Origin of the sequence: Streptomyces sp. NPDC102274 (assembly GCF_044766385.1) — a bacterium.
Taxonomy (GTDB): Bacteria; Actinomycetota; Actinomycetes; order Streptomycetales; family Streptomycetaceae; genus Streptomyces.
The window spans coordinates 123,851-140,658 of sequence record NZ_JBIWLW010000019.1 but is presented as its reverse complement, the minus strand read 5'-3'; the positions used below and the strand labels follow the sequence as shown (position 1 = coordinate 140,658).

The following is a 16,808-nucleotide window of genomic DNA, read 5'->3' as shown; positions in this document are numbered from 1 at the left end:
GGCTCAGCGGCCCGGGAAGACGCGTGGGGACGACAACACACGGTTGTCGTCCCCAGCTTTGCGTGGTGGTGTCGGTGCTGACCGGACGTCAGGTCAGCGGCGCCTCGGCGTCCGGACGCAGACGGGGCAGCAGCCGGGCCGCCAGGGCGGACACCCCGGGACTGGAGGTGACTTCCACGAGGGCCACGTCACAGGACAGGTCACGGCGGATCGCGACCATGAGTTCGGTGGCCATCAGTGAGTCGACTCCGAGGTGGTCGAGCCGGCGGGTGCGGTCGAGTGCCTCCGGGTCGCTCTGAAGAATGCGCGCGACAGTACCGGTGAGCAGGTTCTCCAGCGCGCGCGTGGCTTCTTCCCGCGTACCGGTGGCGAGGAGTTGGAGATCGGCGGAGTCGGCGTCGTGCCGTTCCGCGTTCCGGGCGTCGGGCATCACGTCGCGGAAGAGGGGCCGCTCGTCATTGCCCGTGCTGAGTTCCGCGAGGCGCTTCCAGTCGATGTCGGCCACGGCCGCGACGTCGGTGCCGCGCGACAACAGGTCTTCCAGTACGCCGCAGGCCTGTTCGGCGTCGAGATGGCGCAGCCCCCGGCGTGTCATGGAGTCCCCCAGGTCTTCACGGGCCACATAACCGGTACCGCTGATCGGCCCCCAGCCCACGGCGAGCCCCGGGCGGCCGGATGCCCGGCGCCGGCGGACGAGAGCTTCGAGGTACAGGTTCGCGCCGGTGTAGGCGGCCTGCTGGGGGTTCGCGGCGAGGGCCGCCAGTGAGGAGTAGACGACGAACAGATCCAGCTCCCGGTCCTGGGTCAGCTCGTCCAGGATGTGCGCGCCGAGCATTTTGGGGGCGAGGACGGCGCGGACGCGGTCGTCCGCCAGTTCCACGAGTGGGGCGTCGTCGATGTGCATCGCGGCGTGGACGATCCCACGGACCGGCCGCCCGTCGCTGTCGAGCGTGGTGATGATGTCGGCCATGGCAGCACGGTCGCTGACGTCGGCCGCGTACACGGAGGCTCGCGCGCCCTGGTCGCGCAGGTCGTCGAGAAGGGCCGGAGCCTCGGGAGACTTCCTGCCGCGCCGGCTCACCAGGGCGAGATTCCGCGCACCTCGCTGTGCCATCCAGCGGGCGGTCGCTGCCCCGAGGCCGCTGAGTCCGCCGGTGATCAGGTACGTCCCCTCCGCCGCGAAGGAGATCGCCCGAGGGCGGTGATCGACCGGCGGTGTCCGGTCGAAGGTCAGCACGGACCTGCCCAGGCCACGTACGTCGGTCACGGCCCGGTGGGCCTCCCGCGCGGCCGTGGCGGGCTCGGTGACGTGGAGCAACGGCCGGTACGCCTCGTCGGCGATGTGACCGGCGATCTCGGTGAACAGACGGGCCGCGGTTCCGGGACGCCGGGCGATCAACCGGAGAAGGTCGGCCGTGACGTAGGAGTGGGAGCGCTGCGCGGGCACCCGGCGGTGCCCGGCGAGCGGTTCACGCGCGCCCAGGTCGATCAACCAGCCGTCCGGGGCCAGGAGTTCGGCGGTGAACCGGGTACGGTCTCCACCGCCGGGCGGGCACAGGACGACATCCGCTCCTCGGTCGCCGGTCACTTCCCTCACCTGGTCGACGAGCAGGGGATCGTCGGTGTTCAGCACATGTTCGGCACCCATCAGGCGCAGTACGTCCCGCTGGGCGGGGGTCCGTGCGAGGAGGATCGTGCGGATACCGGCGCGCCGGGCGTACTGGACGGCCGCCAGACCGACACCGCTCGTGGCGTCGTGGACGAGCAGGGTGTCGCCCGCCTCCGGACAGGCCGCTTGGGACAGTGCGTGGTGAACGCCGAGGAAGGCCGAGGGAAGGGTGGCCGCGGCCGGGAAACTCATCGTCTCCGGCATACGCGCCACCAGTGCGGCCTTGGCGACGACTTCCGAGGCGCAGGCGCCCGGTGCGAGGGCGAAGACCCGGTCGCCCGGTGCCACGGACGTCACTCCCGGTCCGACGGCGGTGACCACACCCGCGCAGTCCAGGCCGGTGGGGTGGTCCGGTTCACCGGGCGAGAACGGCGGCACCGTACCGTCGGCCTGGAGCATGTCCCGGGGATCCAGGCAGGCTGCCCGTACCGCCACGACGACCTCATCGGGTCCGGGGACGGCCGGTTGCCGCTCCGCCCAGGCCAGCCGGTGGGCGGGACCCTGACGGTGCAGCCTCAGTCCGTACGGTGTGCCGGGGGCCGGAGGCTCCGGGCTCGGCCGCAGGGGGACGACTCGCGGAACGTAACGCCCGCCCTCGCTCAGGGCGATCTCGTCCTCCTCGCCGGCGCCGGTCAGTTCGGCGACGAGCCGCGCGGCGTCGCTCGTGGTGTCCCCGCTCCGGCTCAGCGAGACCTTCCGCAACCGCACACGGGGGTGCTCCTCGGCGAGGACCCGGGCGACGCCCCAGGGCACCGCCCCGGCCGGCGCCCCGGGGGTCTCCGGGGCCGGCAGGGCACCGCTGGGAGGCGTCACGATCCAGAGGGCGGGCCCGGCCACCCCGGCAAGGCCCTCGACGGCGGTGGCCACCGCCCGCAGCACGGCGGTGGCGGCCACGCTCCGCCGAAGGACGTTCTGCCCCGGCTCCTTGGGCCCCGGGTCCCTGTCGTCGAGCAGCAGTACGACGTGGGCGGATTCCGGGGAGTCGCTCAGCAGGCTCGCCCAGTCGCCCGCGTGGTCGCTCAGCTCGGTGAGGTGCGCGACGCCTCCTCCGTCTGTCAGACCCGCGCACACGTCGCGGGCCAGATCGGTACTGGCCTCTTCGGCGGCGACCAGCCAGCGCTCCGCCCGGTGCTCCGCGACCGGCGGCGCAGCCGGTGTCCGCCGCGTCGCCTCACCCGCCGCCAGGCGAGCGACCAGGACCGACGTGCGCGCCGGCTCGTTGCCGTCACCGAAAACGGCCGGCTCCTCGAAACCGCACGTCCGCAGGAGACTCAGCCACTTCTCGGCGGGGAGCAGGGGGGAGTTGTCGCGCAGCGCGGTGTCCTCGAAGGCCCAGAACCCGTCCAGGAGGCCGAAGCACAGGATCAATTCGTCGGTCTCGTTGGACTCCAGGGCGAGCAGGTGCCCTCCTTCGGCCAGAAGACTGCCGACGTGGCCGAGCGTGCGGCTCAGGTCCGAGGTGGCGTGGAGCACATTGGACGCCACGACCAGGTCGAACTCGCCTGTCGCGAAGCGCTGTTCGCATGGATCGCGTTCGAGGTCGAGGGCACGGTACTCGACGAAGCCGTACGCGCCCAGGCGCTTCTGTGCCCTGTGCATGAGGGTCGGAGAGAGATCGGTGAAGACGTACTGGGTCCGCTCCGGTGGCAGACAGGGCAGCAGTTCGGCCGTGGCGGAACCGGTGCCGCCACCCAGCTCCAGTACGCGCAAGGGCCGGTCGGCCGGCCATTGCCGGACGATGACGGCGAGGGTGTCGGCGAGCTTCAGGTTGGCCGCCCGCAAGCGCGAGTCGGTGGAGTAGTACTTCTCGACGAGGTAGGGGTCGGCCTCGGCCATGATCAGGTCGAGGGCGTCCGCCTGCCCGCACAGGACCGGGCCGAGGTGGAGGCCGCAGCGCCCGAAGAGGGCCAGCGTCGGCGCCTCCTGCGGGAACTCCTCGCCGAGCGTGCTGAAGACGGCCTCGGGTACCGCCTCGGCGGCGAAACGCCACAGGGGCTCGCTCCCCGTCCCGCCCGCCCGCTCCAGCAGGCCCTCGGCCTCGGCGGTGGAAGCCAGCAGGGTCACGAGGCGCCGGTACCTGGGGAGTACTCCGGCGGCGATCACATCCGCGACGCCGAACGGTTCGCCGTCCGCGACGATGCCGTTCAGGGCTCGGGCGGTGCAGTGCGCGGTGAACGTCCTCGCCCGCCGCTCGTACGCGTCGAGCGGCGCCGCCACCGGGCCCCTCGCGTCCGCGGGGGAAGTCCGCGCGTGCCGCCTCGCGCTCTCCACCAGCTCGGCCGGATCGGGCAGCGTACTGGCTGCCACGTGTGCCGACGGTCGTGGTGCCGCGCGCATGACAGTCGTGTAGCGGGCGGGTTCACCGACGGCGGTCGCGACACGTCGCACCCGGCACCCGTGGACTTCCAGAGCCACCGCTCCGCGCTCGTCCATGACCGCGACGTCGAAGACGGCCTCGTCGCGGGTCGAGGACCGCAGGCGCGCGTGCACCAGGCCGCTCGCGGGAGCCCGTCGCCAGACACGGACCGCGTCGATGCCCGAGGGCAGATACATGGCGCCGTCCTCGGCCGGGACCACGGCGGACCCCACCTGCAACGCGCCGTCGAGGAGCACCGGATGCACCTCGAACCCGTCCATGGCCACCGGCGCCGCGTACCGCGCCAGTGCCTCCGCCTCGCCCAGGTGGATCTCGCGCACCGCCTGGAAGTCCGGGCCGTGGTACACACCGGTCGCGCTGAGCCGCGCGTAGTGTTCTTCGGCACCGACGCGCGCGTCGCGCAGACGCTCGCGTACGGCCGCCAGGTCCCTGTCCGCCGGAGCGTCCCGCAGCAGTTCGCGCACCTGGCACCGGGCGTGGACCTGCCACTCGCTCCCGGCATCCGCGCGTCCGGCGACCCGCACATGGCCGTCCTCCTCGGAGACGGACACCTGGACGGTCACCGCCATCCGGGGGTCTTCCCACGGCAGCACCAGGGCACGCAACCCGTCCAGGGCGGTCATCTCGACCGGAGCGCCGAGAGCCAGCCGACCCGCGGCCAGGGCCATCTCGACGTACGCCGCGGCCGGCATCACCACGGCGCCGTCCACCCGGTGGTCCGGCAGCCACGGCAGGCGCACCGGCTCGACCCGCGCGTGCCAGGTGGGTTCGAGCACCGGAACGCGTTCGCCGAGCAGGGGATGCTCGATCCGGCCGCTGCCCGGCTTCGGGGACCACCACTCCGGTTCGCCGTTCCAGTGCCGTTCGCGCTGCCACGCGTAGGCCGGGAGATCCACGACCCTGCCGGGAACGGGAAAGAGCGTGTGCCAGTCGATCTCGGCGCCGGCCGCGACGATCTGCGCCGCCGCCGCGTCCACGGCCGCCGGTTCGCTCTCCGTATGTGACTTCTCGGGGGGAGACAGCGTCGGGACCACCGCCGCCAGCGTATTGCCCGTGCCGACCAGCCGGCGCACATATCCCGCGAGCACGGGGCGGGGGCCGATCTCGACGAAGACCTCACAGCCCTCGGCCGCGAGCTGCCGGACCGCCGGCGCGAACAGGACCGGTTCACGGACATTGCGCCACCAGTAGGAGGCGTCGAGCTCCCCCGCTCGCACAGCGCGCCCGGTGACCGTCGACACCATCGGGACGGCGGTCGGCAAGGACTTCACCGAGGCCAGGGCGTCCAGCAGGGGGTGCTCGATCGGATTCATCGCACGGCTGTGGAATCCGTAATCGAGGTCCAGCATCCGGAAGAACACGCCGCGTGGGCGAAGCCGCTCGCCGAGTTCCGCCAGCGCGGCCGGATCACCGGAGAGCGTCACATCCGACGCGCTGTTCACCCCGGCGATCTCCAAGAGCCCGCGGAACGCGTTCACTTCCTTCTCCGCCGACTCGGGAGACAGCCCGACGGCCGCCATCCGCCCGGTCCCCGCGGTGGTGCCCTGAAGCAGACTCCGCTCGGCGACGACGTGCGCGGCCGTCGGCAGGTCGTACGCGCCCGCCGTGCAGGCGGCGGCCACCTCACCGACGCTGTGGCCGATGACGGCCGCGGGACGGATCCCCCGTCGCTCCAGCATCCTGACCAGACCGGCCTGGACGGCGAAGAGGAGCGGCTGCGCGACCTCGGTGCGCTCCATGCCCCGGCCACTGGACGGAGCACGCATCTCCTGTGCCACCGACCAGCCCAGCTTCGGGAGCAGCAGGGCGTCGATCTCCTCCACGGCCGCGCGGAACACCGCGTCGTCCGCGAGGAGTCCGGCGCCCATACCCGCCCATTGGGAGCCATTGCCCGAGAAGACGAAGGCGGTTTTTCCGCCACTGACCGAGGCGGCGGACGCGGCGACCGCGTCGGCGGCTCCACCGGCGACAGCCCGCAGCCGCCGGGCCGCTTCGCTCGCGGAGCGGGCGAAGGTGGCGACGCGGTGCTCGCGGTGCCCGCGCCGGCGGCACGCGGTGTGGGCGAGGTCGTAGAACGCGTCCGGCTCTCCCCCGGCCGCGTTGTGGTCGCCCTGCCCGGTCAGCCCTTCGAGGCGGGCGGCCATCCGCTCCGCGCTTCGGCGGGCGGCCTCCGGAGTGCGGCCGGAGACCACCACGGGAAGCAGCGCGCCGGGGCCCGGATACGTGCGGGCCGGTGCGGGCTGCCTGGCGGGGGCGGCGAGCACGATGTGCGCGTTGGCCCCGCCGATGCCGAACGAGTTCACGCCCACGACGGTCCGGCCCGTGGCCGTGGCCGAAGTGACCGGCCGCGGCCGGCGTACCGGATCGATCCGCAGGCCCTCGAAGTCGATCGCCGGATTGAGAGTGTCGGCGTGCAGGGAGGGCGGGACCACCCCATGGCGCAGGACGAGCAGGGCCTTCAGCAGCCCGGTGATGCCGGCGGCGGACTCCAGATGGCCGACGTTCGTCTTCACGGACCCGATGGGCAGTGCGCGTCCGCTCGGCCGGTGGACGCCGAGGGCGCGGCCGATCGCCGTGCACTCGGCCAGGTCACCTGCCTGGGTGCCGGTTCCGTGCGCCTCGACGTACGCGACCTCTTCCGGACGTACACCGGCGCGCTCGTACAGCTGCCGCAACAGTGCTTCCTGCGCCACGGAATTGGGGTGGGCCAGTCCCGCCGTACGTCCGTCGCAGTTGGTGCCGCTGGCGAGGATGACCCCGTGCACCCGGTCGCCGTCCACCAGGGCGTCCGACAGGCGCTTGAGCAGTACCAGACCGCCGCCCTCGGCACGCGCGAAGCCGTCGGCCTGTGCGGAGAACGCCTGGCAGCGACCGCGTCGCGACAGTGTCCGCGCCTTGGCGGCCACAACGAATTCCTGCGGGTTGATCAGTGCGTTGATACCGCCCGCGAGGGCGAGCCTGCTCTGCCCCGAGCGGAGGGTCTCGCATGCCTGGTGCAAGGCGATCAGCGAGGACGAGCACGCCGTGTCCACGGCCATGCTGGGGCCGTGGAGATTGAAGTAGTACGAGAGGCGGTTGGCGACGGCGGTTCCTGTGGTGCCCGTCTGGTTGTGTACGTCGATGGTCTCCGAGCCGTGCATCTGGAGGATTCCGTATCCGATGGAGTACAGGCCGATGTAGACGCCCGTGTCCGACCCGTCCAGGTCCGCCGGATCCATACCGGCGTCATCGATCACCTCCACCGCCATCTCCAGCAGCAGGCGCTGCTGCGGGTCCATCCGGCTCGCCTCACGGGGCGAGACACCGAAGTAGTCCGCGTCCCAGGCCGCGATGTCATCGAGATAGCCGCCGGCGAAGCTGTAGGTCTTGCCCGGTCGTCCTGTGACGTCCGCGAGGAAACGGCTCTGGTCGAACCGCCCGGCGGGTGCCGGTGTCACGACGTCGCGGGCTTCGATCAGGACCTGCCAGAAAGCGTCCAGGTCGTGCGTGCCACCAGGAAGGCGGCATGCCGCACCGACCACCGCGATGGCGTCAGCGGTGGGCGGGAAGAAGTCGTTCATCGTTCCCTTTCCGGAAACTGGTCACACGGTGAGTGATTTGAGGAAATAGACGCGATCGGGTCTGCGGTCCCGGAAAATCTCCTCGTACCCCTGTTTCAGGAAGAAGTGAATTCCCGTGCTGTTGAGGGGTGGCGTCCGCGTCACAATGCTGGTGTAGCCGCGTTCTTTCGCGTGCCGCAAAAGCGCGTCGCTCAGAGCCAGCGCTGTGTTTCTGATCTGAAAATCGGGACGCAGGACAATGTCTCGCTGGTAGAAAGCACCGTCCGTCCCCGGCCGCTGCTCGAACAGTGCGGCCAAGTGCGGGAGCTGAAGCCGCGCCTGGGTCTTCAGGTCATGCCCGGCGATCAGGCCCACGACCCTTTCCTCGTGGATGGCGACCAGGTTGACGGGGTCCCTGGAAACGGACAGCGCGGACAACTCGTCCCTGACACCTTCTTCGCTCCACCCCGCCGGGAAGTAACGACGCCACAATTCCAGGGTGCTGGGATCGTGCCCGAGGCTGTTGAAGGCGGCGTGAACACCGGAAAAATCGGATTCAATATATGGCCTGATATATACGGAATTATGCCGTGTCACGGCCCGAGCGTACTATGCGTGGCGCGGTGGTCGGCGGGGCGCAATCTTCACCGAGGAATTGATCACCCCAAGGTGGTAGTGCGCCATCAAACAAAATACCGAGCCATCGATTAAAAATCGAAAATCTCTCTTGAGGGGCTACTGGGCATGGGAAATCGCCGCGCCGTTCTGGTCGTCGGCGGCGGTACGGCGGGCAACAGCCTCGCCGTACTGCTGCGCGCAGGAGGAATCGCCGTCGACCTGGTCGAGGTGAAGGACGACTGGAACGTCCACGGATCAGGCATCTTCCTGCAGTACAACGCGCTGCGCGTGCTGCACGAGGCGGGGGTGGGCGGGCACGTGCGCGAGCGGGGCTTCGTCTGCGACGCGGTCGACGTGATCACCCCCGGCGCGACCCTGCCGAACGTCCAGGAGGTGGCATCTTCCGGAGGCGACGACGGCCTGGCCGCCGGAGTCGCCATGGAGCGCGCACAGCTTCAGCGGATTCTCGTCGACGCGGTCCGCGGCTCCGGCGCCACTGTCCGGCTCGGCTGCACGGTGGCGGATCTGCGGCAGCGGCCCGACGGTGTCGACGTGTCCTTCACGGACGGCGGCAGCGGCCTCTACGACCTGGTGGTCGGCGCCGACGGACCGCGCTCCGCGACCCGCGCGATGATCGGCGTCCCGCAGCGGCCCGAGCCGACCGGAATGGGAAGCTGGCGCGCTGTCGTACCCCGCCCTCGGGGTGTTGAGCGCCACAGGATCGAGTACGGAGGGCCGTGCTACGTCGCGGGCTACTGCCCGACCGGCAAGGACACCATGTACGCCTATCTGACCGTGCCCAGGCGTGACCGGTCCGGCCTCGACCGTCTCTCGTACGCGGAGGAGATGCGGCGTGCGGCGACCGGCTACGGCGGTGCGTGGGACGAGATCCGGGAGTCGCTCTCCGGCTCAGGACTCGTCACCTACACATCTTTCGACCGGCTGCTGCTCGACGGGCCCTGGCACCGGGGACGTTGTGTGCTGATCGGCGACGCCGCCCACTGCTGCCCGCCCACGCTCGCCCAGGGCGCTGCCATGGCCCTGGAGGACGCCTCGGTCCTCGCGGAACTGCTGACTCGACGCGCGGACTGGGACGACGAACTGTTCCGCGACTTCGCGATGCGGCGCGGGCCCCGCGTCCGCATGGCGCTCGAATCGTCCGTGCGGCTGGGCCGGTGGCTGATGGACGGGGATCAGGGAGCTGACGTTCCCGGGCTCATGGGCCGCGTCATGGCCACCCTGAAGGACCGCCCGTAACCCCCTGAGGGCGTGTTGCTGAGGGACCGTGACGCTGACGAGCGACCGTGACGCCGATCCGCCGCCGTCGCGGGCCGCCGTCGCGAGTCGGCCCCGCGGCCGATGTCATGAACTGGGCGCCGGGGCCGGGCGGCCCGGTCGGCGCGCGGCGTGTTACCAAGAGTCATGGCTGCACAAGCGGAACTCACCAGGGACGTCTACGACGTCGTCATTGTCGGTGGTGGTCACAACGGGCTGGTCGCCGCCGCCTATCTCGCTCGGGCAGGGCGCTCCGTGCTCGTCCTCGAACGTCTCGACGTCACGGGCGGCGCCGCCGTCTCGACCCGGGCCTTCGCGGGCGTGGACGCGCGCCTGTCCCGCTATTCGTACCTCGTCTCTCTGCTGCCGTCGAAGGTCGTCGACGACCTCGGCCTGAGCTTCGCCGTGAAGAAGCGCACGGTGGCCTCCTACACGCCCACGGTGCGCGGCGGCCGTGCCACCGGACTGTTCGTCGGTGGCGGCGAGGAGCGCACCCGCGCGTCCTTCCGCGCTCTCACGGGATCCGATGCCGAGTACGAGGCATGGCAGGAGTTCTACGCCACGACCGGGCGCGTCGCCCGGAGCGTCTTCCCGACGCTCACCGAACCGCTGCCCACCCGCGAGGCACTCCGCGCACGGATCGGCGACGACGACGCCTGGCACATGCTCTTCGAGCAGCCGCTGGGCGTCGCGATCGAGGAGCGGTTCAGGGACGACCTGGTGCGCGGCATCGTTCTCACCGACGGCATCATCGGCACCTTCAGCGATGCGCACGACGCGTCGCTGGCCCAGAACATCTGCTTCCTGTACCACGTGATCGGCGGGGGCACGGGTGACTGGGACGTTCCGGTCGGCGGCATGGGCGCCTTCACCGACGCGCTGGCCCGTGCCGCCCGCAAGGCCGGGACCGAGATCGTCACCGGCCATGAAGTGCTCCGCATCGACCCGGACGATCCCCATTCCGTCGTCACCTACCGCACTCGTGCGGGAGAGGCCACCGTCGCGGCTCGCAAAGTCCTGGTGAACGCCTCCCCCGAGGCCCTCGCCCACCTCGTCGGCGGCGCGGCGCCGGCCGAGCGGGCCGAGGGCGCCCAGCTCAAGGTCAACATGCTGCTGCGCCGCCTGCCGCGGCTGCGTGACACCTCCGTCGACCCGCGCGAGGCATTCTCCGGTACGTTCCACATCGCCGAGGGATACGGACAACTGGCCAGGTCCTACCGGGAGGCCGCCGGAGGCGCGCTGCCGTCGTCACCTCCCTCGGAGATCTACTGCCACTCGCTCACCGACCCCACCATCCTCTCCCCGGAGCTGGTCGCCCGCGGCTACCAGACGCTGACGATGTTCGGAGTCCACACACCGGCGCGGCTGTTCGCCCAGGACAACGCCGCGAAGCGGGAGGCCCTGCTCAAGAGAGCTCTCGCCGAACTCGACGCGGTACTGGACGAGCCGATCGCCGACTGTCTGGCACTGGACGAGGACGGCAGGCCGTGCGTCGAGGCGAAGACACCCCTCGATCTGGAGGAGGAACTGCGGTTGCCACGGGGAAACATCTTCCACCGGTCGCTGGCGTTCCCGTTCGCCGACGAGGAGAGGGGCACCGGCCGCTGGGGAGTCGAGACCTCGCACAGGAACGTACTGCTCTGCGGCGCGGGCGCGGTGCGCGGCGGCGGTGTGAGCGGTATCCCCGGCCACAACGCGGCCATGGCCGTGCTGGAGCAGTGAGTCCGTAGCGCCGTCGTGCGGAGGCCGGGACGGTCCCGGCCTCCGCGTTCCACCCGTCGAGGACCGGACCGTGCCGCTGGAGGGCCCGGCTCTACGGCGCGGCCCGAGAGCCGCCGCATCGATCCATGCTCTGAGCCGATCACGTACCTGGAGTCATACCGCCTCAGCCGTTCGTCCTGAACGGCGAACCGCCGGCCGCACCGTCGGCCGCACCGGCCAGGACCTCGACCAGTTCCGCACCGAGGTCGGGGGTGGCCGCGATCACTCCGGACCAGCGCCGGGTCAGATCGGTGTCGAAGACGACGGGGCGGCCCCTCACGTCCAGCACCACCCCCCCGGCGCGCGGCACCATGACGGCCGCGGCCGCCAGGTCGACCAGCCGGTGGGTGTCGGAGCAGGCGTCGGCGAAGGCGTCGATGGCGCCCTCGGCGACCAGGGCGGCCTCCAAACAGGTGGTGGACAGGATTCGCAGATGCCGTACGACTTGCAGGCCGCGCTGCCGCCCTTCGTGGCGACCTGTGTCCCGACCAGGTCCAGGCCCACCCCGCTGTCCTTGGCGACGACGTAGGAGAGCGGGCCGTAGAAGGCGATGTCGGCCTTGTGGGCACGCTGGGCCTCGATCACGGCGGCGTAGCTGGTGGCCTTCTGCGGCTGGACCTTCTTGCCGGTCTCGGCCTCCAGCAGCTTGACGATGGGCTGGTACTGCTCGGCCAGCGTCGTGGAGTTCTCCGACGGGATGGCGGCGATGACGAGGTTGCCGGGGTCCCGCCCCGAGGCGGTGGACGCACCGTTGTCGGCGGCGCTGGTACCGCAGGCACTGAGGACGAACGGCAGCAGGGCGGCCGCGGCGATCACGGGGAAGCGAAGGTGGCGGGGCATGGAGAATCGTTCCTTACGGCAGCGAAGGTGGGGGATTCCCCCGGTGTTGCCGCAAGATTCGCCAGATGAGGTGTGGCCGCGGGCGTCTTCCGGTTACGGGCGACTGAACGCTGCGGAAGACAACGAGGGACTTGACAGGACAACACGGCGGGTCGCCGGGTCGGTGGTGTCCGCGCCGGTGTGACCAGTTCAGTACGTGGGTGTTGTGGATGACGGGGCGGCCCTGGGGCCGGCAGGAGAGCTGCCAGGGGTTTTCGGATCTCTGCCGCGCCCGGCATCGGCCGAATTTCTGGACTTGCTAGTCCATTTTCATCGTCCTACGGTCGCCGGTGTGCGGCGGAAGACCCGGTCCGCCGCACTCCGAAGCGAACAAGGAATCAGAACAATGGATCTTCAACTCGTTGGTAAGCGGGCTCTGGTCACCGGATCGAGCAGTGGCCTCGGTGAGGTGATCGCCCGGCGCCTGGCTGCCGAAGGTGCCGCTGTCGTGGTGCACGGACGGGACCGGACAAGGACCGCGGCGGTGGCGAAGTCCATCCGTGAAGACGGCGGTATCGCCGGCATCGCCATCGGCGACCTCGCCACGGACGCCGGCGCCGGGGAAGTCCGGGCCGCGGCGGTCGAGGACGGGCCCGTCGACATCCTCGTCAACAACGTCGGCGTCTACGATCCGACGGCGCGGTGGGACGAGACCCCGCCCGACGCCTGGGCCGAGATGTACAACACGAACGTCATCTCCAGCGTGCGTATGGTCCAGCGCCTCCTGCCGGGTATGCGCGCACGCGGCTGGGGACGGGTGATCCAGATCAGCAGCGTCACCGGCCACCGGCCCTCTGCGAGCCAGCCCCACTACGCCGCCGCCAACGCCGCCCGAAACAACCTCGCCACCTCGCTCGCCCGCGAGCTGAAGCACTCCGGTGTCACCTCCAACGCTGTCGCGGCGGGAGGCATCCTCACCCCCGCCGCACAGGAATTCGTGGTCGGGGTGGGCAGGGCCCAGGGCTGGGGAGAGACCTGGGCGGAGATCGAACCGAAGGCGGTCGCGCTCGCCCCCAACGACGTCGGCCGTATCGCCAGGCCCGACGAGTACGCCAACCTGGTCGTCTTCCTGGCCAGCCCTGCGGCCGGCTACATCAACGGCACGACCCTGCACATCGACGGCGGGTCCTACGACGTGTGACCCGGACGCAGGCCGCCGCCGCGCCGACGGAGCATCTCCCCACGAGGAGTCGATCTGCCCGGGAGGAATCGCCGCCACCCCGGCTACGCCATGTCGGCCGGCGTCGCGGCGTCGGCGGCCTTCGGGGTGATCGCGTAGTCCGGTGGAGTCTCGCCCATGAGGTGCCGGACGAAGTAGTCCCATCGGCGTCGCCACCAGTACCGCTGCCGTGACAGCAGCGTGTGGTCCGCGTTGGGGACGATCAGCAGGTCGAAGTCCTTGTCCGCGTCGATGAGAGCGTCGACGAGGCGCAGCGTGACGTAGGGGGTGACGTTGTCGTCGAGCTCACCGTGGATGAGCAGCAACTTGCCGACGAGGTTCCGGGCGTGGGTCTCGTTGGCGTGCGGGACGTAGATCTCGTCGCCGGCGTCGCCGACGTAGGTCTCCCCCCATGCCGCGTGGTACACGCGGGCGTCGTGGCCTCCCGCGCTCGAAACAGCCACCTTGAAGAACTCCGGGTGCAGCAGCAGGGCCCTGGTGGACTCGTATCCGCCGCCCGAGTGCCCGTAGATGCCGACCCGGTCCAGATCAAGCCAGGGGTGGCTCCGCCCGAGCTGGGTGATCGCGGCAACGTGGTCGTCGAGGCCGGCCGTGTCGCCCGGACCGCGGGTCGCTGTCTGGAACGCCTTGCTCCGACGGGGGGTGCCGCGGGCGTCGAGAACGACCACGGCGAATCCCAGGGCGGCCATGGACACGGCGTGATCGTGTGCGGGGCCGGATGAGCGGGGGTAGCGGACGCTGACCACGCTCACCTGCGGTCCGGGGTAGGTCTCGTCGAGGACCGGGTACTTCCGATCCGGGTCGAGGTGGTGGGGCCGGTAGAGCAGTCCCCACAGATCGGTCACACCGTCCGCGGCCTTCACCACGAACCGTTCGGGCGGCTCGAATCCCGCCTCGACCAGGCCGGTGGCGTCGGCCGTGCTCAATATCGCGGTGAGGCCGCCGTCGCGGTCCAGCAGCAGGCTGGTGGCGGGCTCGTCGATCCAGGAGACGACATCGACGAAGCACCGGCTGTCGGGGGAGGCCGTGATCTCGTGGTCGCGGCCATCCTCCAGGAGAGTGTCGACGCGGGTGGTGGCGAGGTCGACGCGGCAGAAGGCGCGGGCGTACGGGTCGGCGTCGGCGTCGCGGGCCGTCGCGGTGAAGTAGGCGTACTCCGGATCGGCGGAGACGAGGTCGACCACGAGCCACTCCCCCGACGTCAGCGCACGGGTCGTGCCGTCGGCGCCGACGAGGTAGAGGTGGCCCCACCCGGTGCGGTCGGACCACCAGACGACGTCCCCGCTCGGTAGCACGCGGATGTTGGGCGGCGCCCCGAAGACGGGGTGCGGCGTGACGGGCTGGTCGCCCTCCTCTTGGTGGACGGTGCGGGTGCGGCCCGTGCTCGGGTCCATCGCCCGCAGGGTGAGGGTGTGGTTCCCGCGATCGGCGGCGATCCAGAACAGCTCCCGCTCCCCCGGTCCCCACCAGGCGTAGCCGAGTTGGAACTCGGAGAGGTAACTGGCCACCAGCGGGCCGCAGTCGGCCAAGGTGACGGCGCCGGTGGCGACGTCGACCGACAGCATCCGGGCGGTCGGGACGTGAGCGTCGCCGACCATGGCGTAGCGGGAGGAGTGCAGCACGGGCCGGCCGCCGCCGGGGGGCCGTGACTGGATCAGATGCATCTGCTCGACCTCGCGCTGGTCGATCAGGTGGGTAGCGATCCGGGTCGAGTCCGCGGACCAGATCAGCAGCGGCGGGGAGTGGATGCCGAGCGGCCCGAGCACATGCCGGAACGTGGTGACGTCGGGCGGGGTCGCGTAGGAGTGGTCGGGCTCACCGTCGGTGGTGAGCGGGCGTTCGTCCCCAGTGGCTCGCTCGCGCAGCCACAGGTTGTGGTCCCGCACGAACGCGACGAGCTTCCCGTCCGGTGAGGGCGACTCGTCCATCGCCGGTCCCGAACCGCCGGTCGTGGTGCAGGTCGCGGTCGCTCGGTCGTAGCTGAGCTCAAGCGGGCCGACGGCGATCCGGACGCCGCCCGCCCGGAAGGCCAGGCCGGAGACCGGGAGCGCACCGGCCTCCAGCGGGGTGCCGAGGGCCTCGGACATGCCGGCGGCGACCACGGCGTGGTCAAAGGCCGGGGAGACCTCGCCGGTCAGGCCGTCGACCCGGATGTACTGCGAGCCCGAGTCCGTGGCGAGGGAGCACCAGAAATCGGGGCCGCCGTCGATCCACCTCGGGATCACCCGGCCTCCTGTGACCAACGCCCCCCAGACATCGGGCAGCAGACCCTCGGCGATGGCGTAGCGCTCGGACAGCGGTGTGGACATGCGGGGCACTCCTCAAGATCGGGTGCGGTGCGTGTCGCCATCGAAAACCATGACGCTACGTAGGAGTCAAACCGTCGGGATCGCTCACGCCGACCGCGGGTCTCCGGGACAACCCGGAGCGCACCGCCGCGTCGACCACGCCGCCACCTCCCGCATCACCCCGGACACACGCACGTTCCGGTGGGACGGTCCGGGCGGAACCCGCGTCTTGTCAGGGGCTCAGTGCCCGGTCGGCGATCATCCGAGGAGTTCGGTGGCGGTGTCCCACAGCCGCTCCGCGTTGCCGGCGTCCAGCGCCCATGGAGCGACTCCGCCTCCGAACATCACCGGCTTCCCCCGCAGCACCTGAGCCTCGTCGCAGTCCTCGAAATAGCGCCCGCCGACGCCTTCCACCAGCGGCGATGCCGCGAGCAGTACGGAGGTCGCGGCGCCCTGTGCGAGGGTCTTCCGCTTCTCGGCGGGGGTCCGCAGGCCACCGGTGTGCTTCTGCAGGCCAGTGGCGATCGCGCCGGGGTTGAGGGCATTGGCGAAGATGCCGTCCTGGGACCATCGGCGGGTCGCCTCCACCGCGAGCAGTACGTCGGCGGTCTTGGACTGTCCATAGGCCGACCAGCGGTCGTAGGGGCGGATCAGGAAGTCCAGGTCGTCGAAGATCACTGGCGAGAACAGGTGGGCGTTGGAGCTAAGCGACACGATCCGCGCGCCGTTGGCTGCCGCGAGGGAAGCGTGCAGGCCCGTGGTCAGGGCGAAGTGGCCGAGGAAGTTGGTGGCGAACTGGAGCTCGCGCCCTTCCGGCGTCAGTTCCAGGTCGGGTACGGCCATGATTCCGGCGTTGTTGACGAGCATGTGCAGCGGTCCGTTCCAGACCTCGACGAACTCACGGATCGAGCGGAGGTCGGCAAGGTCGAGCGGCGCGACGGTGACGTCCTGGTTGCCCGTCGACTCCGAGATCCGGGCGGCGGCCTGCTTGCCCGCGGCGACATCGCGCACGCCGAGCACCACAGCGGCTCCGGCATCGGCCAGCGCGCGAGCAGTCTCCACGCCGAGACCGGAGGATGCGCCGGTGACAAGGGCGCGGCTGCCGGACAGGTCGACGCCGGCCACAACCTCGGCGGCGGTCGAGGTGAATCCGAAAGGTGTCTTCAAGGTGTCAGTCATGGTCTCGACGATGCGGCGGCCTCTCACCATCCGGAAGCCCCTG

The 16,808-nt window shown here is 70.8% G+C and carries 8 protein-coding genes and 1 pseudogene; 3 read left to right on the top strand and 6 right to left on the bottom strand.

The features are described from left to right. Positions 1-88 precede the first annotated feature (88 nt). Positions 89-7,606: an SDR family NAD(P)-dependent oxidoreductase gene (locus ACIRQP_RS24795; protein WP_403893313.1), complete on the bottom strand. Its 7,518-nt coding sequence runs from the start codon at positions 7,604-7,606 to the stop codon at positions 89-91. A 21-nt stretch (positions 7,607-7,627) separates the two neighbouring features. Further along, entirely contained in the window at positions 7,628-8,182 is a 555-nt protein-coding gene (locus ACIRQP_RS24790) for a GNAT family N-acetyltransferase (protein WP_403893312.1), read from the bottom strand. A gap of 147 nt (positions 8,183-8,329) precedes the next feature. On the opposite strand from ACIRQP_RS24790, the gene ACIRQP_RS24785 reads away from it, so the two are divergent. After that, positions 8,330-9,460, top strand: coding sequence for an FAD-dependent monooxygenase (locus ACIRQP_RS24785; RefSeq protein ID WP_403893311.1), 1,131 nt, complete (start codon positions 8,330-8,332; stop codon positions 9,458-9,460). A gap of 165 nt (positions 9,461-9,625) precedes the next feature. Further along, positions 9,626-11,200: a phytoene desaturase family protein gene (locus ACIRQP_RS24780; protein ID WP_403893310.1), complete on the top strand. Its 1,575-nt coding sequence runs from the start codon at positions 9,626-9,628 to the stop codon at positions 11,198-11,200. Between the two features lie 163 nt (positions 11,201-11,363). Here the strand turns inward: ACIRQP_RS24780 and ACIRQP_RS24775 are convergent, their stop codons facing one another. Beyond that, positions 11,364-11,648 carry a hypothetical protein gene (locus tag ACIRQP_RS24775; protein ID WP_403893309.1) on the bottom strand — a complete coding sequence of 95 codons (285 nt, stop codon included), beginning with the start codon at positions 11,646-11,648 and terminating at the stop codon, positions 11,364-11,366. Positions 11,649-11,692: 44 nt separating this feature from the next. After that, positions 11,693-12,079: pseudogene (locus tag ACIRQP_RS24770) on the bottom strand (PhnD/SsuA/transferrin family substrate-binding protein); the annotation flags it as partial. A gap of 385 nt (positions 12,080-12,464) precedes the next feature. On the opposite strand from ACIRQP_RS24770, the gene ACIRQP_RS24765 reads away from it, so the two are divergent. Continuing rightward, a complete protein-coding gene (locus tag ACIRQP_RS24765; RefSeq protein ID WP_403893308.1) occupies positions 12,465-13,259 on the top strand; it encodes an SDR family NAD(P)-dependent oxidoreductase in 795 nt (264 codons plus the stop codon). An 83-nt stretch (positions 13,260-13,342) separates the two neighbouring features. On the opposite strand, the gene ACIRQP_RS24760 is transcribed toward ACIRQP_RS24765, so the two are convergent. Both ACIRQP_RS24760 and ACIRQP_RS24755 read right to left on the bottom strand, forming a co-directional pair. Continuing rightward, complete coding sequence (locus ACIRQP_RS24760; protein ID WP_403893307.1) at positions 13,343-15,607, bottom strand: DPP IV N-terminal domain-containing protein; 2,265 nt, start codon at positions 15,605-15,607, stop codon at positions 13,343-13,345. 237 nt (positions 15,608-15,844) lie between these two features. Beyond that, a complete protein-coding gene (locus ACIRQP_RS24755) occupies positions 15,845-16,765 on the bottom strand; it encodes an SDR family NAD(P)-dependent oxidoreductase (protein ID WP_403893306.1) in 921 nt (306 codons plus the stop codon). Between the last annotated feature and the right edge of the window lie 43 nt (positions 16,766-16,808).